Source organism: uncultured Tateyamaria sp. (genome assembly GCF_947503415.1).
In the GTDB taxonomy this organism is placed as follows: domain Bacteria; phylum Pseudomonadota; class Alphaproteobacteria; order Rhodobacterales; family Rhodobacteraceae; genus Tateyamaria.
The window spans coordinates 965,395-989,580 of the sequence record NZ_CANNDS010000001.1; the positions used below are offsets into that span (position 1 = coordinate 965,395).

The 24,186-nt window shown below is 62.0% G+C and carries 22 protein-coding genes; 4 read left to right on the forward strand and 18 right to left on the reverse strand.

The window, feature by feature from the left end:
* Positions 1-45: 45 nt before the first annotated feature.
* From Q1A32_RS04620 to puuE, 4 genes are read right to left on the reverse strand one after another with little or no spacing between them, the layout of a single operon-like run.
* Positions 46-1,365, reverse strand: a complete 1,320-nt coding sequence (locus Q1A32_RS04620; protein ID WP_299609048.1) for a uracil-xanthine permease family protein — start codon at positions 1,363-1,365, stop codon at positions 46-48.
* Positions 1,366-1,411: 46 nt separating this feature from the next.
* Positions 1,412-1,900 carry an ureidoglycolate lyase gene (locus tag Q1A32_RS04625; protein ID WP_299650161.1) on the reverse strand — a complete coding sequence of 163 codons (489 nt, stop codon included), beginning with the start codon at positions 1,898-1,900 and terminating at the stop codon, positions 1,412-1,414.
* On the reverse strand, positions 1,887-2,696 hold the full coding sequence (locus Q1A32_RS04630; RefSeq protein ID WP_299650164.1) for a bifunctional allantoicase/(S)-ureidoglycine aminohydrolase: 810 nt from the start codon (positions 2,694-2,696) through the stop codon (positions 1,887-1,889). Before Q1A32_RS04630 ends, Q1A32_RS04625 begins: the two co-directional genes overlap by 14 nt.
* A complete protein-coding gene (puuE, locus tag Q1A32_RS04635) occupies positions 2,693-4,114 on the reverse strand; it encodes an allantoinase PuuE (protein ID WP_299650167.1) in 1,422 nt (473 codons plus the stop codon). Before puuE ends, Q1A32_RS04630 begins: the two co-directional genes overlap by 4 nt.
* A 62-nt stretch (positions 4,115-4,176) precedes the next feature.
* Between puuE and uraH the strand changes: the two genes are divergently transcribed.
* On the forward strand, positions 4,177-4,536 hold the full coding sequence (uraH, locus tag Q1A32_RS04640) for a hydroxyisourate hydrolase (protein WP_299650170.1): 360 nt from the start codon (positions 4,177-4,179) through the stop codon (positions 4,534-4,536).
* A 25-nt stretch (positions 4,537-4,561) separates the two neighbouring features.
* Here the strand turns inward: uraH and Q1A32_RS04645 are convergent, their stop codons facing one another.
* The 7 genes from Q1A32_RS04645 to Q1A32_RS04675 all read right to left on the reverse strand — a co-directional run bounded on the left by Q1A32_RS04645 (position 4,562) and on the right by Q1A32_RS04675 (position 11,625).
* Positions 4,562-5,476 (reverse strand): metal ABC transporter permease, encoded by a 915-nt coding sequence (locus Q1A32_RS04645; RefSeq protein WP_299650173.1) that lies wholly within the window; start codon positions 5,474-5,476, stop codon positions 4,562-4,564.
* A complete protein-coding gene (locus tag Q1A32_RS04650; protein WP_299650177.1) occupies positions 5,473-6,675 on the reverse strand; it encodes a metal ABC transporter permease in 1,203 nt (400 codons plus the stop codon). The genes Q1A32_RS04645 and Q1A32_RS04650 overlap by 4 nt, the downstream gene beginning before the upstream one ends.
* A 3-nt stretch (positions 6,676-6,678) precedes the next feature.
* On the reverse strand, positions 6,679-7,476 hold the full coding sequence (locus Q1A32_RS04655; protein WP_299650180.1) for a metal ABC transporter ATP-binding protein: 798 nt from the start codon (positions 7,474-7,476) through the stop codon (positions 6,679-6,681).
* Positions 7,473-8,387: a metal ABC transporter solute-binding protein, Zn/Mn family gene (locus tag Q1A32_RS04660; protein ID WP_366141203.1), complete on the reverse strand. Its 915-nt coding sequence runs from the start codon at positions 8,385-8,387 to the stop codon at positions 7,473-7,475. Before Q1A32_RS04660 ends, Q1A32_RS04655 begins: the two co-directional genes overlap by 4 nt.
* A gap of 141 nt (positions 8,388-8,528) precedes the next feature.
* Positions 8,529-9,467, reverse strand: a complete 939-nt coding sequence (locus tag Q1A32_RS04665) for a HAMP domain-containing sensor histidine kinase (protein ID WP_299650183.1) — start codon at positions 9,465-9,467, stop codon at positions 8,529-8,531.
* On the reverse strand, positions 9,452-10,135 hold the full coding sequence (locus Q1A32_RS04670; protein ID WP_299650186.1) for a response regulator transcription factor: 684 nt from the start codon (positions 10,133-10,135) through the stop codon (positions 9,452-9,454). The genes Q1A32_RS04665 and Q1A32_RS04670 overlap by 16 nt, the downstream gene beginning before the upstream one ends.
* Positions 10,132-11,625, reverse strand: coding sequence for a DUF4153 domain-containing protein (locus tag Q1A32_RS04675; protein WP_299650189.1), 1,494 nt, complete (start codon positions 11,623-11,625; stop codon positions 10,132-10,134). Before Q1A32_RS04675 ends, Q1A32_RS04670 begins: the two co-directional genes overlap by 4 nt.
* 174 nt (positions 11,626-11,799) lie before the next feature.
* Between Q1A32_RS04675 and deoC the strand changes: the two genes are divergently transcribed.
* Both deoC and Q1A32_RS04685 read left to right on the forward strand, forming a co-directional pair.
* Positions 11,800-12,807, forward strand: coding sequence for a deoxyribose-phosphate aldolase (gene deoC / locus Q1A32_RS04680; protein WP_299650192.1), 1,008 nt, complete (start codon positions 11,800-11,802; stop codon positions 12,805-12,807).
* Positions 12,808-12,825: 18 nt separating this feature from the next.
* A complete protein-coding gene (locus tag Q1A32_RS04685) occupies positions 12,826-15,168 on the forward strand; it encodes an aldehyde dehydrogenase family protein (RefSeq protein WP_299650194.1) in 2,343 nt (780 codons plus the stop codon).
* 103 nt (positions 15,169-15,271) lie between these two features.
* Here Q1A32_RS04685 and Q1A32_RS04690 read toward each other — a convergent pair whose 3' ends face one another.
* The 7 genes from Q1A32_RS04690 to Q1A32_RS04720 form a co-directional block, all read right to left on the reverse strand.
* The gene (locus Q1A32_RS04690) at positions 15,272-16,591 is read right to left on the reverse strand and encodes a pitrilysin family protein (RefSeq protein WP_299650197.1); all 1,320 of its coding nucleotides are present in this window, start codon (positions 16,589-16,591) and stop codon (positions 15,272-15,274) included.
* Positions 16,588-17,937 carry a pitrilysin family protein gene (locus tag Q1A32_RS04695; RefSeq protein ID WP_299650200.1) on the reverse strand — a complete coding sequence of 450 codons (1,350 nt, stop codon included), beginning with the start codon at positions 17,935-17,937 and terminating at the stop codon, positions 16,588-16,590. Before Q1A32_RS04695 ends, Q1A32_RS04690 begins: the two co-directional genes overlap by 4 nt.
* A 94-nt stretch (positions 17,938-18,031) precedes the next feature.
* Complete coding sequence (locus Q1A32_RS04700) at positions 18,032-18,553, reverse strand: DUF3035 domain-containing protein (RefSeq protein WP_299609008.1); 522 nt, start codon at positions 18,551-18,553, stop codon at positions 18,032-18,034.
* A gap of 49 nt (positions 18,554-18,602) precedes the next feature.
* The gene (gene lspA / locus Q1A32_RS04705) at positions 18,603-19,079 is read right to left on the reverse strand and encodes a signal peptidase II (RefSeq protein ID WP_299650203.1); all 477 of its coding nucleotides are present in this window, start codon (positions 19,077-19,079) and stop codon (positions 18,603-18,605) included.
* Between the two features lie 7 nt (positions 19,080-19,086).
* Positions 19,087-20,670, reverse strand: coding sequence for a bifunctional phosphoribosylaminoimidazolecarboxamide formyltransferase/IMP cyclohydrolase (purH, locus tag Q1A32_RS04710; protein WP_299650206.1), 1,584 nt, complete (start codon positions 20,668-20,670; stop codon positions 19,087-19,089).
* Positions 20,671-20,685: 15 nt separating this feature from the next.
* Positions 20,686-22,431: a heparinase II/III family protein gene (locus Q1A32_RS04715; protein ID WP_299650209.1), complete on the reverse strand. Its 1,746-nt coding sequence runs from the start codon at positions 22,429-22,431 to the stop codon at positions 20,686-20,688.
* Positions 22,432-22,505: 74 nt separating this feature from the next.
* Positions 22,506-23,777 carry an RsmB/NOP family class I SAM-dependent RNA methyltransferase gene (locus Q1A32_RS04720; RefSeq protein ID WP_299650212.1) on the reverse strand — a complete coding sequence of 424 codons (1,272 nt, stop codon included), beginning with the start codon at positions 23,775-23,777 and terminating at the stop codon, positions 22,506-22,508.
* Positions 23,778-24,004: 227 nt separating this feature from the next.
* Here Q1A32_RS04720 and Q1A32_RS04725 point away from each other — a divergent pair, with 227 nt between their 5' ends.
* The gene (locus Q1A32_RS04725; protein WP_299652773.1) at positions 24,005-24,184 is read left to right on the forward strand and encodes a DUF1674 domain-containing protein; all 180 of its coding nucleotides are present in this window, start codon (positions 24,005-24,007) and stop codon (positions 24,182-24,184) included.
* Positions 24,185-24,186 lie beyond the last annotated feature (2 nt).

The following is a 24,186-nucleotide window of genomic DNA, read 5'->3' on the forward strand; positions in this document are numbered from 1 at the left end:
GAGCAAGCGCCCTGCTTCTTTCAATGCCACATAGGTCCCGAAGGATCAGACTTCTTCAGGCAGCACCAGGTTCAGCACAATCGCCACAAGCGCGGTGGGGGCGACGGCACTGGTCATTAGTGTTTTCACCACACCGGGCAGATATTGGACCGCGCTTGGCACAAGGTTCAGACCCAGACCCGCCGCAAGAGACACCGCGATGATCACCATGTTGCGGCGGTTCATCCTGACCTCGGTCAGCACGTTCAGACCGGCAGCGGCCACCATCCCGAACATCACGATCACACCGCCGCCCAACACAGGCAACGGCATGGAAGCGATCACGGCGCCGATCTTTGGGATCAGGCCGCAAATGATCAGGACAAGCGCCCCTATGGTCACAACATGGCGGGACATGATCCCGGTCATGCCCACGATGCCGACATTCTGGCTGAAGGATGTGTTGGGCAACCCGCCAAAGACAGCCGCCACAGCCGTACCCGCGCCATCGGCGTAAGTGGCCCCAGCAATTTCCCGGTCGGTGGCCTCGCGCCCAGCGCCCGCCTTTGTGGTGGCAGACGCGTCACCGACCGTCTCAATGGCTGACACAACGCTGACAAGCGTGACAGCAATCACCGCGCCCAGCGAAAATTCGAAGCCGTAAGGCAGCGGTGCGGGCACCATCAACCACGACGCATTGGCCACAGCGCCGAAATTCACCATCCCGAATGCAAATGCCAACACATAGCCAACCAGCAGCCCGACGAGAATGGCCGCATTGCTCAGCAGCCCCTTGGTGAAGAACTTCAACACCAGCGCCACGATCACCACGCTCAACGCCACGGACCAGTGCATCAGCGATCCAAAGCTTTCCGCCTCCATCTGGAAGGTCGCTGCGCCACCGGCGGCGTATTTGATCGCAACAGGGATCAGATACAGACCAATGGCCAGGATCACGAGGCCCGTGACAAGCGGGGGAAACAGCCAGCGCAAATGCTGAATGACCGACCCCAGAGCGAAATGGATCACACCGGCAATCAGGCAGGCGGTCAGCGCCACACCCAGCCCTTGGGTCGCCGCCACACCGGCCAGCACACCCACAAAGGCAAAACTCGTGCCTTGCATGATCGGCAAGCGCGCGCCCACCGGACCAAGGCCCACCGTCTGGAACAGTGTCGCAATGCCTGCAAACAGCATCGCCATCTGGATCAGGTACACCTGCTCCGCTCCGCCAAAGGCAAGGCCCGCGGCCCCAGCAACGATGATCGACGGCGTCACATTCGAGGCGAACATCGCCAGAACGTGCTGCACGCCCAGTGGTACGGCCTGATGCAAAGGTGGGGTGATATCCGGGTCCGAAAACGTGCCCGAGGTCATGTCTGTCATTCTGAGTATCCCTGTTCCCAAGCTGTCTTGTCGCAGCTCGCGCGGACTATGGAACCACTACATATGGGCGATCAAGAAAAAACTCTTCGAGATTTGGGGTTTCCCCGATCCGGTCGACAACTGCAAATAAACCGGGCAGATGCAGCGGCGTCAGCACCCCATGCCATACACCGCGATGCAAGTTGATGCCCTGTCCCGGCGCGGTCAGAAAGGCCAGCGGCACGCCCGGTCTCCCGTCCTCATCCGGGGCCACAGTTACGAGGAACCCATGCTCCGACATCGGAATAAAGGCTTGCGATCCTTCCGGGTGCCGCTCCAACAGATCGAGCGTGTAGGGCAATGCGCGTGGCTGCGCTTGAAAGAGGCTGATACCACCCCGCGCATCGCCAAAATCCAGCTGCGCCCGGTCGTGATAGCGCCCGCACATGCCTGCATTGATGATCTTGTCTGGATTGCCCGCGCATTCCAGTACATCACCAAAGGGTGCGAATGCGTCCTGCGTCAAAGGCTGCGCAGTGATCTCAAAGCGGGACATGCCGGTTCACGTCCTTGTAGAGCAGATAGCGAAACGGGCCATCGCCGGTGGCAATGCACGCCTGCGGACAGAACGCACGCAGCCACATGAAGTCGCCCGGCCCCACGCTTACCCAATCCTTGTTCAGCAGATACTCCGCCGTCCCTTCCAGCACATAAAGCCCATGTTCCATCACATGCGTCTCGGCAAAGGGGATGCGCCCGCCGGGCTGGAAGTTCACGACATTCACATGGCAGTCGTATCGCATGTCGAGCGGGTCCAGAAACCGCTGCGTCGCCCACAGGTTCCCGCAATCCGGCATCGGTGCGGGCGGCACATCCTGATCATGCGTCACCACAGCATCCGGCAGGCTCAGGCCCAACCCGGGAACATATTTTTTGCGTATCCAATGCACGCCACACATCCGTTCGGACCGGTTCCAAAGCGTCCACCGTGCACCCGGCGGAATATAGGCAAAGCTGCCTGCCCGCAGCACATGCAGGTCCGCCCCCAGTGTAAGGTGCGCGGTGCCATGCGCCACGAACAGCACGGCTTGGGCGTCCACATCCGGTTCTGGATCATTGCTGCCGCCTTCAGGCGCCAACTCGACCGCGTATTGCGCGAAACTCTCTGCAAATCCGCTCATGGGCCGGGCCAATATCCACGCCCGCGTTCCATCCCATCCGGGCAGGAAAGACGTCACGATATCGCGCTGCACAGAGGCGGGAATAACCGCGTAGCTTTCGGTAAACACCGCAGTGCTTTCGGGGTGTTCGTTCTGACTGGGCAACCCGCCGGGGGGGAAGGCATAACTCATTCCATCGCCTCCAAGCGCAACCGCGCGATGCGTTCGACCTGACGGCACGCCTCCGCCATCTCAGTCTCCGTTTCATGGCCAATGCGCCGTTCAAAGGCACGCAGAATGCCAGCCTTGTCGTGGTCCTTCACCGCGATGATGAAGGGAAACCCATGCTTGGCGGTATAGTCCGCATTCATCCGCTCGAATGCTGCGCGCTCTGCGTCCGTCAACGCGTCCAACCCCGCACTCGCCTGTTCTTCGGTACTGTCTGCTGTCAACCGCTTGGCCGCCGCCAATTTGCCCGCCAGATCCGGATGGGCGCGCAAAACATCCAGCCGCTTGTCCTCCGAAGCCGCCCGAAACACCCGGCACAGCGCACTATGCACGCCCAAAGCACAGTCATGTGCAGGCCCCAATTCCAGCGCCCAAGCGCTCTCTGCAATCCACGGCGAATGCTCAAAGATACCGCCAAACCGCGCAACAAACGCATCGCGGTCCAGCAGGTGCCAGCCGCGTGCGGGCACCGGCGGATGCGCCTCTGCCCAATGCGCTGCAATGTCTTGCCGTCGCGCGCACCACACACCCTCATGCTCCTGCACGTAGTCAATGAAACGGCGCAACGCCTGCACCCGACCGGGTCGCCCGATCAACCGACAGTGCAGGCCCACGGACATCATGGCAGGCCGCCCCGCCGCCCCTTCAGCATAGAGCGCATCAAACGTATCCCGCAAATAGGCAAAGAATTGATCGCCCGAATTGAACCCCTGCGGCGTGGCAAAGCGCATGTCGTTGCAATCAAGCGTATAGGGCAGGATCAGCTGATCTCGGTCCCCGATGCGCGCCCAATAGGGCAGATCATCGTCATAGGTGTCGCTGATCCAGTCGAACCCACGCGCGGCAGCTAAGGCGACTGTATTCACCGAACACCGCCCAGTGTACCACCCGCGCGGAGCGTTTCCCGTGACCTCGGTATGAAGGGCGATCGCTGCATCCATATCAGCAGCCTCCTCCGCCTCGGTATGATCCTTGTAGTCAATCCACTTCAAGCCGTGCGAGGCGATCTCCCAATCGGCCGCCTGCATCGCCTCGACCTGCGCAGGCGACCGAGCCAACGCCGTTGCCACGCCATACACGGTCACCGGCACGCGGGCTTTGGTAAACAGGCGATGCAACCGCCAGAACCCGGCGCGCGCGCCGTAATCGTAAATCGATTCCATGTTCCAATGCCGCTGCCCGGGCCACGCCGCGGCACCGACAATCTCTGACAGAAATGCCTCGGATGCGGCATCGCCATGCAGCAGGCAATTCTCGCCGCCCTCTTCGTAGTTCAAAACAAAGGACACGGCGATGCGCGCGCCACCCGGCCAGGCTGCATCAGGTCTATCGGCCCCATGGCCATGAAAATCGCGCGGATAGCGCGGCGGCAACTCGGCCATGGACTTCCCCAGACAATCAAGGTGAGATGTCGCCAATCTGCGACCAAACAAGGCGGGATGCAATGGCAGCCGGATACCTTACCACACACGTCCTCGACACGGCCCGCGGGGTACCCGCGCCGGGCATCAAGATCGCGCTCTACCGCGTGTCGGGCAACAGCCATAAAAAGATCGCCGAGGCTGAAACAAACGCCGATGGCCGCACCGACGCGCCTATCCTGCCGCAAGGCAAGATGAAGCAGGGGCAGTATGAACTGATTTTCTTCTGCGGCGACTATCTGGACGTACACGGGCTGATGACGGACGAGGTCAAGTTCCTTGATCAAGTCCCGATCCGCTTTGGCATTACGGACGAAGAGGCGCACTATCACGTGCCGCTCCTGCTCTCGCCCTATGGCTATTCAACGTATCGGGGCAGTTAGGTTTGGGGTGTGGCCGACTGTGACGTCAACCGTTGCGCGTTCGGTGCGGGCCTGCAACCGCGGCAAGACCCAGAATGATCCCCGACACGGTCGCAATCATCCCCGCCGCGCTGACGGATGCCTGCGCCCCGATCCACAGCGGTCCATAGCCTGCCAGCACATATCCCGACACCGCCGCTAGCACTGCAAACACCACCGACCACGCCACCTGATGACCCAGCCGGTTCGTCATCATCCGCGCCGCTGCGGGCGGGCAGATGAACATCGCAATAACGATGATCGACCCCACCGCATCAAAGGCGGCGACGGCTGCTATGGCCGACATGATGACCAACGCCAGACCCAGCGGCGCGGTGCGGATACCAAGGCCACGGGCGAAGCCTTCGTCAAAGGTGGACAGGGCCAAAGGTCGCCAGAAAAGCCCTACGAACACGGCGATAACAAGCAGTGCCAGCGCCATGCGCGGTAGCTCAACCGGCAATCCGGCGAGGGCCACGGGGTCTAGCAATGACCCCCAGCCGGTCGCATCCAGCCAAATCAAGCTTTCCAGATTGCCATAGAGCGCATGCTCAACGTCCAGATGGACCGAGGACGTATCCGACTGCTCCAACAGCAGCACGCCCCCCGCAAACATGGCGGTAAAAATGACGCCCATCGCGGCACCCGCTTCAATCTTGCCCAAACGTCGCACGGCCTCAATTGCGACCACTGCAATCACCGCAGCCCCTGCCGCGCCCAGCAGCATCGGCCCCGTCGCAACAAGCCCCGTCAGCAGGAACGCGACGACGATCCCCGGCAGCACCACGTGGCTGATCGCGTCCCCGATCAGCGCCTGCCCGCGCAACAGCAAAAAATTCCCCGGCAACGCGCACGCCACCGCCACCAGCACCCCGATCAGAATCGGTGGCAAGGACAGGGCAACAAACTCCGCCCCCATCACGCAATCCCCCGCGGGGCCGCAATTTTTCCATCAATTTCGGTTAGTTGATCAGGCGTCAAAACCGTCTCTATCGGCGTCAAACCATCATACCGCGTCGCCGCCAAGGCATAGGCCTGATCCCCCCGCACAATCGCCCACCGCGTCTCATCCAGCAGCGCCTTCGACGCCGCCGCCTGCCCCTCAGCCGTAGGCACGCCGTCCGGCAAAATCAGGCCCGAACGGGCCAGCAATCGCCGCGTCAAAGCCTCATAAATCGGTTGCCCGTTTGCCAACGCCAACAGCCCCTGTCGCACATGCACGCGGCGCTGATAGCGCAGATGCGTCAGCACCGATGCCAACACCCCACGGCGCGGGGAATAGAGCAGGGAAAAGAGGAAAATGGCAAAGCCCACCAGCACGACAATCGGCCCCGTGGGCAAGGCCGGGGCGACCGCAGACGCCGCCGCACCAACGTAGCCCGACACACCGCCCACGACCCCGGCAATGATCACCACGTGATCCGCCCGTTCCGTCCAAAACCGCGCCGTCACCGCAGGCACGATCAACAGCGCCACGATCAGGATCAACCCAACCACCTTGAGGCCCACGACCGTTACAACCAGCACGATCCCCATCATCGCCAGATCAATGCGCGGCAGCGACCAACCCGTCGCCTCGGCATAGCCGGGATCAAAGGCCGCCAACCCCAAGGGCCGCCGCAGGATCAATACCAGCGCCAGCACCAGCGCAGCGGACACCGCCAGCAGGATTGCATCGCTGCGCAGCATCCCGGCGGTCGAGCCCAACAGGAACCCCTCAAGCCCTGCCTGACGGCCCGCGTTCATGGTCTGGATGACAGTCAGGATGACGATCCCAAAGCCAAAAAACACCGATAGTACAGCGCCAATGGCGGCATCTTCGCCAAGCCGCGTTCGACGCGTCAGCCACTGCACGCACAGCAATCCCAGCGCTGCGGATACACCTGCACCAAGCAGTAAACCGAACAGCGACCGCCCCTCGCCCCCCATCGCCACCATGACGACAAAAGCAAGACCAACGCCGGGCAAAGTGGCATGCGAAATTGCGTCGCTGACAAGTGCGCGCTTACGCAGGAACAGGAAGGTGCCAGCGACCCCAGCTGCAATGCCCAATAGGGCCGCGCCAAGGGTCACAAGCGTCGCGTTGTAGCCCAGCTGCAAGAGCAGCGCATCGGCCAGCATGACCTAGCCCGCCACGCTTTCCGGATCGACCCGCGCCGTGGTCAAACGACCGCCATAGGCGGCTTGCAGGTTGGCTTCGGTAAATGCCTCTGCCACGGGGCCAGCGGCGACGACCTGTGTGTTCAACAATACTACATCGTCGAAATAGTCAGGCACCGTCGCCAGATCGTGATGCACGGCCAGTACCGTCTTGCCTGCGTCGCGAAGCCCTTGAAGAACCGCGATAATCGCCTTTTCCGTCGCCGCATCAACCCCTGCAAACGGTTCATCCAGCACGTAGATATCCGCCTCTTGCGCCAATGCACGGGCCAGGAACACACGTTGCTGCTGACCACCGGACAATTGCCCGATCTGGCGGTGCGCAAAGTCGGCCATGCCAACCCTGTCCAGACAGTCCTGCGCCAACGCCTTGTGCTGACCACGCACGCGCCCCAACAGGCCTAGCTTGCGGTACATGCCCATCATCACCACATCGATCACGCGGACCGGGAAATCCCAATCCACACTCGTCCGCTGCGGGACATAGGCAATCCGGTCGCGCATCGCGGCCATCGGTTGTCCAAAGACGGTCACGGATCCCGCCAGCGGTGCAATCACACCCAACGCTGCCTTTAGCAGCGTGGATTTGCCTGCCCCGTTTGGCCCGACAACAGCCGTCATGGCCCCTGCGCGCACAGTCATGTCGACCGAGAATATGGCAGGCGTTTGACCGTAAGATACTGTCATGCCCCGCACGGCCAGCGGGCTGGCCACTCGCACAGCCTGGTCGGTGTCACGCGATGTCACAAGAGCAAGATTCATGCCGCCGCCCTCAATTTGCCCAACCGTCCACCAGGGGGGGCATTTGCCCCCAAGGCGCGTGCGATCGTGGTCACGTTGTGATCGATCATACCAAGCCAAGTCCCTTCATATGTGCCGTCCGGGCCCATGGCGTCACTGAAAAGCGATCCGCCGATGCGCACCTCGTGGCCCTGCGCCGCAGCGCCTTCGACCAACGCCCTTATGTTGCGGTCCGATACCGAAGTCTCGACAAAGACCGCTGGCAAGTCCCGGGCCACAAGCAGATCGACCAGTTCGCCGATACGGTTCAAACCCGCCTCGCTTTCGGTCGAGATTCCTTGAATGCCCAGCACCTCGAAATCATAGGCGGTGCCGAAATACCCAAACGCATCATGGGCGGTCAGCAGCACGCGCCGCTCTGTCGGGACGCTCAAAAGCATCTCGCGGGCGTAGATCGAAAGTGCTCCCGCTTCGGACACGAAAGCTTCTGCATTGGCTTCGAACGTGCCGCGTGCATCCGGGCGCAGATCAGACAATGCATCAACAACAGCGGGCACACATTGCACCCAAAGGTCCGGGTCCATCCACACATGCGGGTCAAAGCGGCCATCGTAATCCTCGTGCGCGACAAGGCGGGTGGGATCGAGCGTTTCGGCAATCGCATGCACCGGGCGTTTCCGCCCCAGATCCGCAAGGAAGTCTTCCATTTGCGCTTCGAGATAAAGACCGTGCCACAGCACCGCATCAGCCCGTGTCATAGCCACGATATCACTGCGCGTCTGACGGTAGGCATGAGGGTCAACACCTGCACCCATCAGTCCTTTGACGCTTACCAAATCGCCGCCAATAGTGCGTGCCATATCGGCAATCATTCCGGTGGTCGCGACGATGTTCAGAGGGGCGGTGCTGGCATATGTCGGCAATGCCGCCATAGCGCCCAATCCTGCGAGCATCGCCCGACGCGATAGGTGGAAAGAGGTTGCGTGCTTCATGTGAATGAATATGAGAGTCATTCGCAAGAAGTCAATAGAATGAGAATGACTCGCAATAACATTTCCGTTTTTGGAGGCGGATCATCCGAAAGAGACCAGAAAACAGGCTCCCGGGCCCTCATCCGACAACGCAATTTGACCGCCCCGTGCCGTCACCAGACTGCGCACAATGCTCAAACCCATGCCCGTGCCGCCTTGTTCCCGTCGCGTTGTAAAAAACGGATCAAAGATGCGGTCGCGATTGCCTGGGCTGACCCCCGGCCCGTCATCCGCCACTTCAATCCCGCCTTCCAAAACGCGCACCGTCAAGACAGTTGCACCATGGTCCGCCGCGTTGCCCGCCAGTTGGGTCAGGATGGTGCGCAGGTCCTCACGCACCAGCGGAACCATCCCGTCTTGCAGGATTTCAACGGGCAGCGCCAGACCATCGACCACCTCGGACAAGCACACCGATCCCACACCGCCTGAGGACGCAGCCTGTGCATGGCGGACCAGATCATCCAGCAGATCCTGCATGCGGCTTGATGCGTCCATGATTGTCTTGCTCAGCGTTGCGGCATCCGCGCCGCTTGCGCCGGCATCCAACAACTCAGCCGCACCCCGGATTGCGGTCAGCGGCGACTTCAGCTCGTGTGTGACGTGGTTGGCATAGGCCTGCAGACTGTCCGCCCGGCTTTGCAGGCTTTCACCCATCCCCATGACGCTGCCCGCCAGTGCCATGAACTCAGGCGTGCCAAGATGCGTCGGGGCGTCCGGCTGGCCGCCGTTCCGTACATCTTGGGCGTATCGATCAAGCGCCCAGACCGGGCGCAGCACCAGCCGCCACAGCAAAAAGCCCAGAACAGCCGTTGCGATGATGGCGATCCACGCGATCAGCCACGCAGCCTCCCCCCAGCCCAGCACGTTGCCCCAGAGCCGCAGGTTGACGATGCCAAGGATGGGCAGCGTCAGGACCGCAGCCAATGTGCCGCCCAGAACCAAGGCCAAGGGCGGGCGCCACTTCTTTACGAACCTGCGCATGCGCCCATCCGAATGCCGATCCCGTGCACCGTTTCAATAGCGTCCGGGCATCCTGCCGCCGCCAGTTTGGCCCGCAAGTTCCGCAAGTGGCTGTCGAGCGTGCGATCACTGACCTGCGCCATGCCGTATACCGCATCAACCAACGCGGGCCGTGCGGACACCTGATCCGGATGGTCCATGAGATGTGCTAGGATATCCATCTCACGGGCTGTCAAATTCAGGGGCACGTTGCTGACCTCACATAGGTGACGTGCCGGATCGATACGCAAGATACCATGCACGAACGATGGCGACGGCGCAGGACGTGCGCGCTTTAGAATGGCGGAAATCCGGGCCACAAGTTCGCGGGGGGAGAACGGCTTGGTCACATAGTCGTCACCGCCCAGCTCGAACCCCAGAACGCGATCAATCTCGTCCTCGCGCGCAGTCAGGAAAAGTACGGGGGTCTGGTCACTCGCGCGCAGAGCGCGGCACAAGGCCAGCCCATCCATTTCAGGCAAGCCAATGTCCAAGACAATCAGGTCATAGCGCCCAGATTGCGCCTTGGCCAAACCTTCGGCTCCATCACCGGCCTCATCCACGTTGTGGCCTGCCTGTCCGAGGGCGATGCGCAGGACGGACCGGATGTGCGGGTCATCATCAACCACCAGCAGATGCGTCTGGGTCATGGTACGGCAATCTCGATCGTCATGGCGGCAAGGCTATTGCGCGTCCGCCAGTTGCGAAAGCCCCATTCGCGCCAATTGTCCGGCTGGAACAAGCGCGGTTGGGTATATTCCGAAAGGCAGTGCGCGCGCCAATTGAGTCCAAGGGTATGGCGCAACGAAGGGATCGCGTCCTCTGACAACCGACACAGCAGCATCATGTCCGGTTCGTCATGGTGGGTCAGGTTGTGTCGCGCCACCACCGCATCAAAACTGACAAAAGCGCAGGCATACAAGGTGACCGCCCCTAGCGCGCTGCTGCGCAGCATCATCCATGCCGCATGCCTGTCCTGCCAGATTTGCCAAACCACGATGCACAGCCCTGCCGCGACCAGCCCCATCCAGACATAGGCCGCCAGTCTCAGACGGGTCAGTCCGAAAGCGTCAACATAGATATCCAGCCGCCAGACGGACGCCACCACCAAGGCCAACGTTTGCACAAGCCAGATCAACATCAGCCACCGCAAGACGGGCCGACCCGCCAGATAGGGCCGGGCGAGCACCGCAAACAGACCGGCCAGCAGCGCCGTGACAAGCAATGGATAGGCCCCGCGATGGGCGTAGGCGGCCGGGCTGATCCCGTCCGGCAACCCCGCATCTCCGTAGAGAAACAAGACGTCCATCCCGGTCTGCACCGCAAACAGGGCATTGAAGGCGACAAGCGACCGGGCCACGGATTCCGCGTTGATCACCCCTTCGCGTTTCACCGTGTGCCGTTGCAGCTTGCGTGCCCGCAAGCGCTCACGCATCCGCCATGTCACCAGCATGGGCCAGATTGCTGCACTTAGGCAGACCCAGAACCATGCGCGCCAAAGATCAGGTTCAGGCAGGTTCCAGGTCATGGCGTCCGCAACCCAACGGTCCAACACCGGGTTCGCGGCAAGGATGAGCACTCCGAAGATCAGAGTTGTCCCCGCGGGGACACACCACACCATCACCAGAGCGCGCAGATCAACACGCGTAAGGTTCAGGTCACTCAGGGCTTTTGCGCCGTTAGCGCCATCAGACACAGATTGCACCGGCGCCACCCACCACAACCGCGCGGCGCCGCGTAGAAGATCACCACGCGATAAACCGGCAAGGGCAGCCGCACACAGCGACAACCCCACCAGAGCGATCAGAATCGAAAGTGGCTGCAGCACTTCGACCATCGGCAACAGGCTCAAAACCCCGCCTGCAGCAATGGCGCCGCGCGTGCGCGCCCGAAGCTGCGGCCACGCCAGCCCCAATCCCGCAAACAACACAACACCGGCAAACAGCGCGAGGTTCAGCCCCGGCGCAAATCCCCAAACGAGGACATCACCCAAGGCGATAAGCGCCAGTAGCAATCCCGCCTTGCCTGCATCGCGGCGGCGCACCACCCGGCGGCGATCTTCCTTGTCGGTCGGCGCATCCAACCACCACCCATCCTGTTGCATCGCCACCGGAACACCCGGTATCGTCAAAGCCTGCATTGTCCTGTCCCTTTTGGTCCATTGCTTTGAGGCATAAGTGACAGGCGCAGGTGCAGGAGATGTCGGGCCACTTGTGCAGGGTTTGTGCAGATCGGTGACACAGCGGCAATGGTTGCCAAAGACGCGTGCCCGTGCCACTCCGGGACTCCGTCGCCGTCCGAAAGGATCACGAAGATGCAAACCACAACGACGAGTACGACCACCACGGCCACGACCTCGGCACAGTTGCCGCAGGTGACCGAGCCCCGCAATCCCGGCACCAAGCTGGATCTGGATTGGGTCGCCCGGGTGCAGGCCAACACGTCCGCCATTGAACGGCGCTGCGCAACGCTGCCCGGACGCCGGTCGATCAAGAAGGACCATCAGGCGGCGTGGCTTTTAAAGGCGGTCAGCTGCATCGACCTGACCACGCTGTCCGGTGACGACACTGAACGCCGCGTGCATCGGCTGTGTGCCAAGGCACGCCAACCCGTACAGGCCGCGATGCTTGAGGCGTTTGGGATGCCGGGCCTGACCACGGGCGCGGTCTGCGTTTATCACGAGATGATCCCGGCGGCGGTTACTGCTCTGCAGGGCTCGGGCATCCCGGTCGCCGCCGTCTCCACCGGTTTTCCGGCAGGCCTATCGCCCTTCCACCTGCGGATTCAGGAAATCCGCGAAAGCGTCGCAGCCGGAGCTGAGGAAATCGACATCGTGATCTCGCGCCGCCACGTGTTGGAAGGCAACTGGCAAGCCCTGTATGATGAGATGGCCGAGATGCGCGAAGCCTGCGGCGAGGCCCATGTCAAAGCGATCCTTGCCACTGGCGAATTGGGCAGCCTGCGCAACGTCGCCCGTGCATCGCTGGTCTGCATGATGGCGGGGGCGGATTTCATCAAGACATCGACGGGCAAGGAAAGCGTGAACGCGACCCTGCCCGTGACACTGGTGATGATCCGGGCGATCCGCGACTACTATGAACACACCGGTTTCCGTGTCGGGTACAAGCCCGCAGGCGGTATATCCAAGGCCAAGGACGCGCTGATTTACCTGTCGCTCATCAAGGAAGAGCTCGGCGACCGCTGGCTGCAACCGGACCTCTTCCGCTTTGGGGCTTCGTCCCTACTGGGCGACATTGAGCGTCAGCTTGAACACCACCTGACCGGCGCCTACTCCGCTGGCTATCGCCACGCCATGGGCTGACCCGAAAGGACACATGACATGACCGTCAAAGAGATTTTCGAAAGCATGGACTATGGCCTCGCGCCCGAAGCGGCCGGTGATGCACTGGCGTGGATCGTCGATCAGGGCGCCCGGTTTGGCCACTTCATCAATGGCGAGTTTACCGACCACACGGACGGGTTCGACAGCAAGAACCCCGCCACGGGCGAGGTGCTGGCCACCCTATCGCAAGCCACCCAAGCCGAAGTGGACGCCGCCGTAAAGGCCGCCCGTACCGCCCAACCCAAATGGGCCAAGTCCGGTGGCCACGCCCGCGCCCGCGTCCTCTATGCCATCGCGCGTCTGCTGCAAAAACACAGCCGCCTCTTCGCCGTCCTTGAAACACTCGACAACGGCAAGCCGATCCGCGAAAGCCGCGACATCGACGTGCCCTTGGCCCAACGCCACTTCTACTACCACGCCGGCATGGCGCAACTGATGGACGCCGAACTGCCTGACCGCGAAGCGCTTGGCGTTTGCGGCCAGATCATCCCTTGGAACTTCCCGCTGCTGATGCTCGCGTGGAAGATCGCGCCTGCCCTTGCGATGGGCAACACGGTTGTCCTGAAACCTGCGGAATACACATCCCTGACCGCGCTGCTGTTTGCAGACATCTGCCGTCAGGCGGGCGTGCCCAAGGGCGTGATCAACATCGTGACCGGTGATGGCGCCGTAGGCGAGATGATCGTGAACGCAGACGTGGACAAGGTGGCCTTCACCGGCTCCACCGCTGTGGGCCGCCGCATCCGCGAAGCCACTGCAGGCACCGGCAAATCCCTGACACTCGAACTGGGCGGCAAATCCCCCTACATCGTCTTCGACGATGCCGACCTCGACTCGGCAGTTGAAGGGCTGGTCGACGCCATCTGGTTCAATCAGGGCCAGGTTTGCTGTGCAGGTTCGCGCCTTTTGGTGCACGAACCGGTCGCCGACGCGTTCTATGCCAAGCTGCGCGCGCGCATGGACAAGCTGCGCATTGGCGACCCGCTGGACAAGTCCATCGACGTGGGCGCGGTTGTGGACCCCGTTCAACTCGACACCATTACCGATATGGTCCGAAGCAATTCTGCCGGAGAAGTCTATCAAACCCAAACCGCATTGCCGGCGACAGGTTGCTATTACCCCCCCACACTCATCACTGGCCTGCACACCGCAGACCCGTTGATGCAGGAAGAGATCTTTGGCCCCGTCCTCGTCTCCACGACGTTCCGCACGCCATCCGAGGCGGTGGAGTTGGCCAACAACACCCGCTACGGGCTGGCCGCGACACTCTGGACTGAAAACGTGAACCTCGCCCTCGACGTGGCACCCAAGCTTGCGGCAGGGGTGGTTTGGGTTAACGCCACCAACCTTTTCGATGCCGCCGCAGGCTTTGGTGGCGTGCGCGAAAGCGGCTTTGGACGCGAAGGCGGCTGGGAAGGGCTGCTCGCCTACACCAGATCCAAAGGCAACGCCAAAACGCTCAAACCCATTGCGGCCTACACAGGTGATGACACCCCATCCGACCCGCTGGATCGCACGGCCAAACTCTACATTGGCGGCAAGCAGGCGCGCCCTGATGGCGGTTATTCCCGCAATGTCTATGGCAAGAACGGCGCACTTCTGGGCCAATCCAGCCTTGCCAACCGCAAGGACGTGCGTAACGCGGTCGAAGCGGCCGCAGCAGCCAAAGGCTGGGCCAAAACCACCGGGCACCTGCGGGCGCAAATCCTGTATTACATCGCCGAAAACCTCGCAGCGCGCGGAGACGAATTTGCCCACCGCCTGAACGCGCTGCAGGGCGGACGCTCCGGCGACAAAGAGGTCGAAGCAACCATCCAGCGGCTCTTTACCTACGCCGCATGGGCGGACAAATACGATGGCGCGGCCAAAGGTGTTCCCTTGCGCGGTGTGGCACTGGCCATGAATGAACCCACCGGGATCATCGCGGGCCTCTGCCCGGACGACGCGCCGCTTCTGGGCCTCGTGTCGCTGATGGCCCCAGCCATCGCGATGGGCAATCGCGTGGTGCTGGCAGCATCCCAGCCGTTCCCGTTGGCCGCGACCGACTTTTACCAAATCGTGGAAACGTCAGATGTACCTGCAGGTGTGGTCAACATCCTGACAGGCAATCACGCCGACATGGCCACGCACATGGCGAAGCATCTGAACGTCGATGCGGTTTGGTCCTTCTCGGGCACCGACCTGTCAGCAACGATCGAACGGGATGCCGCTGGCAACCTCAAACGCACGTGGGTGAATCACGGCAAAATGCGCGATTGGATGGGCTCAGAAGGCGAAGGCAAGGCCTTTCTCCAGGCGGCGACAGAGGTCAAGACCATCTGGGTGCCGTACGGGGAATAAGGGCCAACGTCCCTTTTCTCTGTCTCAAGAAAATCCTCGGGGTAGGTCGAGGGGGCAGGCAGCCCCCTCGTCAGGCAAAATCAGATCGCGTGTGCGCTAGCACTCAATTCCCGACGGTGGTCTCCAGCCCTTCCGGCTGACCGACCACAACAAAATGCAGGCTTTCGGGATCCAGCAATTCACCCGCGACACGGCGCACATCGTCTAGCATCACCGCCTCGACCTTTTCGTTCCGGGTCGCGATGTAGTCGATGGGCAGACCCAGCATTTGCATGCCGACCATGATCCGCGCGATGGGGGCGTTGCCATCAAAGCGCAATGGGTATGCACCCGTCACATACAACTTTGCTGCATCCAGCTCTTCTTGCGTCACACCATCTGCGGCAGCCTGCGCCCACTCATCACGGATGACGGACACCGCCTCTGCAATGCGTTCATTGGCGGACGCCACCTGCCCTTGATAAGTCGCGGCGTGATCCTGTGGCACGAGGAAGGAATACACACCGTAGGTCAGACCGCGTTTTTCGCGCACTTCGGTCATCAAACGGCTTTCAAAGCCGCCAGCGCCCAACACTTGGTTCAAGACCCGGGCTGCAAAGAAATCCGGGTCATCCTGTTCGATCCCCGCCTGCCCGAAAATGGCAACCGACTGCGGCGTGTCGAACGGCACCACGGTCGTGCCGCCTTCGATCAGGATTTCGGCGGGGCCGGGTTGCGGCGCACCTTCGTCCGGCAATGCCCCCAGCAATTCATCCAGAAGCGGGCCAAGTTCTTCGGGCGTGATATCCCCAACCGCACCGACATAGAGCCGGTCCTTGGCAAACACGGCACTATGGGCCGCCAGCATATCCTCGCGTGTCAATGCGTTCACACTGTCGATGGTGCCGCGGTAATTCGATCCATAAGGATGATCGCCAAAGGCCAGTTCGTCAAAGGCGGCGCGCGCGATCTTGTTCGGGTCCTGAGCGTCCGACCGCAGACCCGTCAGCACCTGTCCGCGTACACGGTCCAGCGCTTCCTGATCAAAGCTTGGCTCGATGATCGACTTGCGCAGCAATTCCACGGCAGCCGCCCGATTTTCCGTCAGAAAACGAGCCGACACGGACAGCGAGTCATCCCCGACATCATAGCCCAAGGACGCCGCAAGTGCCTCAACCTCGCGGGCGAAGGCACGGGAGTCGAGGTCACCTGATCCTTCCTCCAGCAAACCTGTCATCAGATTGATCGCACCGCGCTTGCCGGGCGCGTCCAGCGATGCACCACCGCGAAATCGTAGCTCAAGTGCCATGAACGGGATCGACGGTTCCTGCACCAACCACGCGGTGATGCCACCGGGACTGACGACCTCTTGTATCTCGACCTCGGCCCGTGCGGGCAGGCTGGCGAACAAGGCAACGGTCAAGGCTGCAAACAAGCGGATCATTGGGTCACCTCCTCGGATACCGGGCGGGTCAACCAACCGGTCACCGATGCCTCACGTGTCAGAACCGTGCGGGCGGCGTTCATGATGTCTTCTTCGGTGACAGCTTGCAGAATGTCGGGCCACGCCTGCACATCCTCCACCGTCAGGCCAACAGACAGAGCCGCGCCATAACGACGGGCAATGCCATCTACATTGTCACGCTGATAGACTTGGCTGGCGCGCAACTGGTATTTGATCCGTTCCAACTGTTCGGCGTCCACGCCGTCCTCAAGGAATTGGGCAAGGGTTGCGTCCATGGCGGCTTCCGCCTCTTCAAGGCTCACACCCGGCACCGGCAAGATCACAACATCAAAGGTCGTATCGTCCAGCGACGTGCCGCGGTAGAACGCGCCAGTGAACACAGCCTTTTGCTGTTCGAACTGCAGCTTTTCCGTCAGGTAGCTTGTCTGCCCTCCACCCAAGACCTCTGCCAAGAGGGTCAGGGCGGCCGCTTCCGTCTGGTCCCCCGGATCACGTTCGGCGGCCAGATAGGACCGGCTCACATATTCCTGCGCCACACGCGCGTCACGGTAGATCAGGCGGCGTTCCGTGGTCTGAGGCGGCTCTTTCGAACGAACCCGCTCCGGCAGGTCCGGGTTGGCCGGGATCACGCCATAGTATGTCTCGGCCAGCGCGCGCACCTCTTCCGGGGTCACGTCACCCGACACCACGAGGATGGCATTGTTCGGGTAGTAGTAGGTGTTGTAGAACCCCAACGCGTCGGCCTTATCCAGCGCCTCCATCTCGTGACGCCAGCCGATAATCGGCACGCCGTATCGGTGGTTCAGATACTGCGCCGCGTTCATTTGTTCCGAGTACAGCGCCCGTGGGTTGCTGTCGGTGCGCTGGTTGCGTTCTTCGAGGATCACGTCGCGTTCCGTCGCCACATTCTCCGTCGTGAAGTTGATGTTGCGCATCCGGTCCGCTTCCATCCGCATCATCAGCTCAAGCCGGTCAGCGGCAACGCGTTGGAAATACGCGGTGTAGTCGTAGCTGGTGAACGCGTTGTCCGTGCCGCCGTTGGCGGCAACGGTGGCTGACAATTCACCATCCGCCAAAGTGTCGGTTGCCTTGAACAGCAGATGTTCAAGAAAATGCGCCACGCCAGACGACCCGACGGGTTCATCGGCAGAGCCCGCCTTGTACCAGACCATGTGCTGCAACACCGGCGCGCGGTGGTCTTCGACGACGACCACCTGCATTCCATTGTCCAGGGTGAACGACGTCACCCCGTCATCCGCCGCATGCAACGCCAATGGTGATAGGGTCAGTGCAAGCCCGGCAAGGGCAGAGCGGAATCGGGGCATGTCAGGTCAACCTCAGGCAATGTGTGTTGACCAAGAGATACGGTCCCGACGCCCGGGATCAAGCACAACTGGCAGTTTTGTGAGCGATACCGGCTCAGCGCCGTCCGCGCCGCACGATCCTGGGTGGGGCCATGGGGGTTGGAATGCCAGCACGTTGGAATTTCCGGGCGGTTTGCACGGGGTCCAGCGCCTGACGCCGATAGGCCTGATTATAAAGGTCTTCGCGCACGACCCGGATCTGGGTCAGGCGCGACTGACGCTTGCGGAATTCGGCATCTGCTGCCGCCAAGGTGGCGCGAATACTTGCGTCGCGCCCAAAGCGGCTGGCGTGGTTGACCAATGCACCGTCCGATCCCGGAATTGGCGCGTTGGGAGACGAGCGTTGACCACCAAGCGCACCGACACTGTCCTCAAGCGGTCGCTGATCGGACCGGTTGAACCCACCGGGTGTCGGGGCAGGCAGGGCGGAAAAGCTCTCGGGTTGTTCCAGTGGCTTGGCAGGTACGACGATAAACTCGTCAGGTCCTTCACCACGCGACGTGATCTGGCGCAGACCTTGATTCTCGCACGCGGCGAGGAAGGTCACGGCTATCATGGCACATGCGATCAGTCGCATTGGAACTCTCCCTTGTTCGGCGTGCATTATCGCAGCTTCACACCCCTTGTCACGCGCCCTTTTTCTGCGGTGTCCCGTCCTTGGCAAAGAACACAAGCCCAATGGCCCCCGCAAAGATAAAGATGTCTGCCACGTTGAACACAAACGGATTGTTGATGCCGCAGCAAGACATGTTCAGGAAGTCGAGAACAAAGCCATACAGCAACCGGTCCAGCACGTTGGCGAGCGCGCCGCCGATCAACAGACCGGCGCTGGCATTGGCAAGCCCCCCTTGCGGATGGCGCCGGATCCACCACAGCACCCCGCAGCAGATCACCAGTGCCACAGCGATCAGCGCCCAAACGCTGGTGCCATCGCCTAGCAAACCAAAGTTGATCCCCCGGTTCTCGCCGTATCGGAAGTTGAGCAATGGCGGCAGCACATCGATTGGATTGAACTGCGACACGCCCATCACGTGAATGACGACGTATTTCGACACCTGATCGAGCAGAAAAGCGATGGCCGCAGATATCCAGAGAAGTTTCATGCGCGCCTCAATGCCGGAAATGACGCATGCCGGTAAAGACCATGGCCAGTCCGGCCTCGTCCGCCGCGGCGATCACTTCGTCATCGCGCATCGACCCGCCGGGTTGGATCAGGGCTGTTGCCCCGGCCTCGGCCGCCGTGATCAACCCATCCGCAAAGGGAAAGAATGCGTCCGATGCCACAACCGACCCTTGGGTGAGCGGCGCGTCCAGCCCCATCGCTTCGGCCATGTCCTGCGCCTTGCGTGCAGCAATCCGCGTGCTGTCCACGCGGCTCATCTGGCCTGCGCCCACGCCCACGGTCGCGCCGTCCTTGACGTAGATGATGGCGTTCGATTTCACGTGCTTGGCGACGGTCCAGGCAAACAGGAGATCGCTCAGTTCCTGTTCCGAGGGCTGGCGTTTAGTCACCACCTTCAGATCATCGCGGCTGATCCGGCCCACGTCTTTGTCCTGCACCAAGAAACCGCCCGACACCTGCTTGACGGCCAGCGCTGCGGTGTCGGCGTCTGCCAACCCGTTGGTGGTCAGCAAGCGCAGGTTCTTTTTCGCGGCAAAGACCTCACGCGCCTCCGCCGTCGCGCCGGGGGCAATCACCACCTCGGTGAAAATACCCGTGATCTCCTGCGCCGTCTCCGCATCCAGTTCGTGGTTCAGCGCGATGATCCCGCCAAAGGCCGATGTGCGGTCGCAATCAAAGGCACGTGAGTACGCGTCTTTCAGCGTCGCACCCGTCGCGACACCGCACGGGTTCGCGTGCTTGATGATGGCACAGGCCGGGCCCTGGCCTGCAAACTCGCTCACCAGCTCAAACGCTGCATCCGTGTCGTTGATGTTGTTGTAGGACAGTTCCTTGCCCTGATGTTGCATGGCTGTCGCGACACCGGGGCGCGCCGAGCCATCGGTATAGAAGGCGGCCGCCTGATGCGGGTTCTCACCATAGCGCAGAGATTGCGCCAACTGCCCGCCAAAAGTGCGGCGGCGGGGTGTCTCGCCGACTTGCGCTGCCATCCACGTGCTGACAGCCGTGTCATAGGCGGCGGTGCGGGCATAGGCGGTCTGTGCCAGGCGCTGGCGCAACCCATACGTCGTTTGCCCTGCATTGGCCGACATCTCTGCCAGCACCACGTCGTAATCCTCGACATCCACAACGATATTCACAAAGCCATGGTTCTTGGCGGCAGAGCGGATCATGGCCGGACCACCGATGTCGATATTCTCGATGACCTCGGCATATTCCGCGCCCTTCGCAACGGTCTCCTCGAACGGATACAGGTTCACGACCACCAGATCGATGGCTCCGATGTCATGCGCGTCCATCGCCGCCACGTGATCATCATTGTCGCGCAGGGCCAGCAGCCCTCCATGCACCACCGGGTGCAAGGTCTTCACGCGACCATCCATCATCTCGGGAAAGCCTGTGACCTCGCTCACATCCTTTACGGCCAACCCTGCATCACGCAGCGCGCGCGCCGTGCCACCGGTGCTCAACAATTCGACCCCATGGCCTGCGAGGGCAGTGGCGAAATCGACCAGTCCGGTCTTGTCGGACACGGAAATCAAAGCGCGGCGAACGGGGTAGAGGTCGGTCATGTGGGCAGCAATCCTTCAGTCATAGACCTCTCCGAGTTCATCCCGGTTCAGGTCGCGGATGCCCATGGCAGTTTCCTGCGCCTTGGACAAGGACCAGCGCACGCGGGTGGCATAGGTCATGGTGCGCCCGGTCAGCACAATCTGCTGCGTCGCACGCGGCTTCAGACGCCCCTTTTCAAGATACACGCTCGGCTCCAATGTCAGGTCCTGCGTGCCGTCATGACGGAAGACCCACAGCTCTCCACTTTTCAACGCCATGGACACCGCAGAGCCGCCCATATCCAGCTCAGCATTCACCTCCGGGTGGAGATGGAAGCGAATATCAAACGGAATCCCCGCCAGCCTTTTGGCGTCCATCACCTTGTCGAACAGGCGTTTTTCGGCATCTTCCAAGGACAGGAGCATATCCTCTCCGGCCATGCCACGCCCGTCAAAGGTCAGCTCCAACTGGCGTGCGTGCGTCAAGCCATGGGTCCGGACATAGCCATTGTGCCCGCCCTGAAAGCGCAAACCGTCAGAGGCGTGGTTGATCTCGATCGGGACATGGGTGGGGGCATCGATCAGCGTTTCGCGGGCCGTTGCACGCTCAGCGTCGCCCAGCCGGGCGCTGGAATAGCCGTCCAGCGACAGGGCCGAATGCGACGGTGTGGCGCGGCCCGCGCGTCGCCAATCGGCGCCAAAACTGGCACCCGAGCCGCAATTCACGATCAGGGGGCGGCGACCAGATGTCACCTCAAACGCCAAGGTCGAGGCATGCGCATTGTGTCCAGCCTCGGGTTTCGGCGGCGCAGACGCATCAATGATGACGCTGGTGCGTCCGGAACTGAGACGGGCATAACCCATCGACAAACCATCCGGTTGCCGCGTCTTTACGCCCGATGCGGCAAGCGCGTGGTCAAGCCACCCTTCCTGCCCGCGCCCGCCACCGTGAAACCGGGCAAGGCCACCGTCCGAGTGGCGCAGTGTCCGCAGGGTCGGGGCAATCCGTTCAATGGCTTCAGTATGCGCGCTTGGTACGGTCTGTTCCGCTTCTTCCAACGCTGCCGCCGCCCAAGTGAGAAGCGTAAACACGTCCAAAAGCTCTTCGGGATTGCGCGTCGGCAGACCACCTTGGGCGTCGATCTGGCTCTCGCACTCCTTCGCGAGGGCCTCAATCGCCGGTGGGGCCAATTCTTCCATCCCCTCAAGCGCAAGCCCGGCATAGATCAACCCGGTCAGCGCCTCGAAACGCGGCAAACCCGGTGCGGCCGCGTGCCAACGCTTGGACAGAAAACGGGTCTGCTGGGCAAGGCTGAGGTAGAACGCGTCTGTCACCGGCACCTCGTGGCCGCGCAGCAGGAACAGCGCATGGTTGATCCAGCGGATCAGGCGTCGGCCCGTCAGGTCCGGTGTCCACCCCGGCCCACGGCCGCGCCCAAATCGGTCAATCCAGCCCCATAGCCACGCCTGTCCCAACTCTCGGGTGGTGACGTCTCCGACAGCGGCCAGATCATCCAGCCACGCAAAGCCATGAATTTCGTTCAGATATCCGGTGTCGGGCGCGGGAACGTCCCAGATCAAAATGCCCTTGGCCTCGATCAATGCCCCGGCAAACAGGTAGTTTCCGGCCACCAACTGCCGCCCCTTGGCAAAGCTGCCAATCGTGCGCGGCTCGGGCGACGACACAAAGGCCGTCACGGCCTTGGCCCGCGTGGCACGGCGCGCGTGCCAACGGTTCAGGAACCGTGCCTTGCGTTCGGTAAACCCTCTCGGGATGGACATGCTCTCTGCCTCTACGCGTCTGCGGCGTTTTGAGGCGCACCATAGCTTGGGCCATGGCGCGAGTCACGCGTCGGTTAGTCCGATTTGCGCAGGCACGCGACATAGAAGCCGTCCATGCCGCCCCGATCCGCCCAATGGTCCGGGCGCAAGCGCAATCCACCCTCTTCCGTGATCCAAGCAGGTTCGATGCCCGGACGGTCGAGCGCCTTGCGATCCACGCTCAGCGACGGATGCCGCTCAAGGGCTTCTTCCACCTGCACTTCGCCTTCGTCCGGCAGCAATGAGCAGGTGCAAAACACCATCCGGCCGCCGGGCTTCAGTAAGGTCACGGCATGGTCGAGCATACGCTCCTGCAATTCGATCAGTGCGCCGAACTCGGACCCGTCCTTGGCAAAGGGCAAGTCCGGGTGACGCCGAATCGTGCCTGTGGCCGAACAGGGCGCGTCCAGCAGGATCGCATCAAATTGCCCGGTCACACTGAACGCGTCCTCAACCAGAGTGGTCGCATCCAACTTCGTGCGGACAAGGTTCTGCTTCACCCTCTCCATCCGCCCTTCGGAGATATCGACCGCCGTCACATCCGCGCCTGCCGCCGCCAGCTGTAGCGTCTTGCCGCCCGGGGCCGCACACAGGTCCAACACTTTTTCACCCGCCTGCGCATCGAGTACTTTTGCAGGGATCGCGGCGGCGGCGTCCTGCACCCACCAATCGCCCGCCGTGTAGCCTGCAAGGGCCGACACCTGACCACCATCGGTCAAACGCACGGACCCTGTGGGCAAGGTATCCCCCTTGACCGCCTCCGCAACGGCTGCGGCATCACTCTTGGCGGTCAGGTCCAGCGGTGCGCCGGTGAAGTGCACAGCCTCCATCGCCAGCACCGTCTCTCCACCCCACGCCTGAACCAGCGGCCCCCGCAACCACTTGGGCAAGCGGGGCGTGCGCAATGTCGGCCATTGGTCGGCCCCCTTGTCCGCGACCTTGCGCAGAACGGCATTCACCAGCCCCTTGAGGTGGCCATAATGCTTGTGGCGCGACACGACGTTCACCATGGAATTTACCACGCCATGCGCTGCTTCACCCGCGCACAATTCAATTGTGCCGACACGCAACGCGTTGCGGACGGTCAGGGGCGGATATTTCTGCAAATGCTTCTGAAGGATGCGGTCTGCCCGCTCCATCCCGCGCAGGGTCTCGGTGGCAAGACGCTGGGCACGGGCGCGGTCTGCGGGGTCGAGCTTGTCCAGAACACCTGCGCCAATCAACTCGGGCATCAGCTTGCCCTCGCCAATGATCTGATCCAGCAGATAGATCGCGCTGCGCCGCGCGGGCAGTCCCGTATCGCTCATTTCCGTCCCCGGTCATTCCTGTCGCACCCGCTTGCCCGGGCCAAGGCCGGGCGTATATCAAGGGGACGTCCCAAGAGGAACCCACCATGTCAGACGATCCAAATCGCCCCGACGCACCACCGGGCATTCCGCCCATACCGGACCCCGCCCCGGCGCCCGCGCCCCCCGAGGCCCCTCAACCAGATCTGCCACCACAGTCACCACCGGGCCCAACCTCGCCACCCGAGATGCCGCCACAAACGGGCGCAGACCTGCCGCCTGCCGCACAGCGCGCCTTGGCCGAGGCCGAGGAACGGCGCAAGACTGCAGACGCTGTTAACCTGCCAACAGAACTTGGTGGACGCGACGGGCCAGAGCCCGTGCGTTATGGAGATTGGGAGAAAAAGGGGTTGGCGATCGACTTTTGATC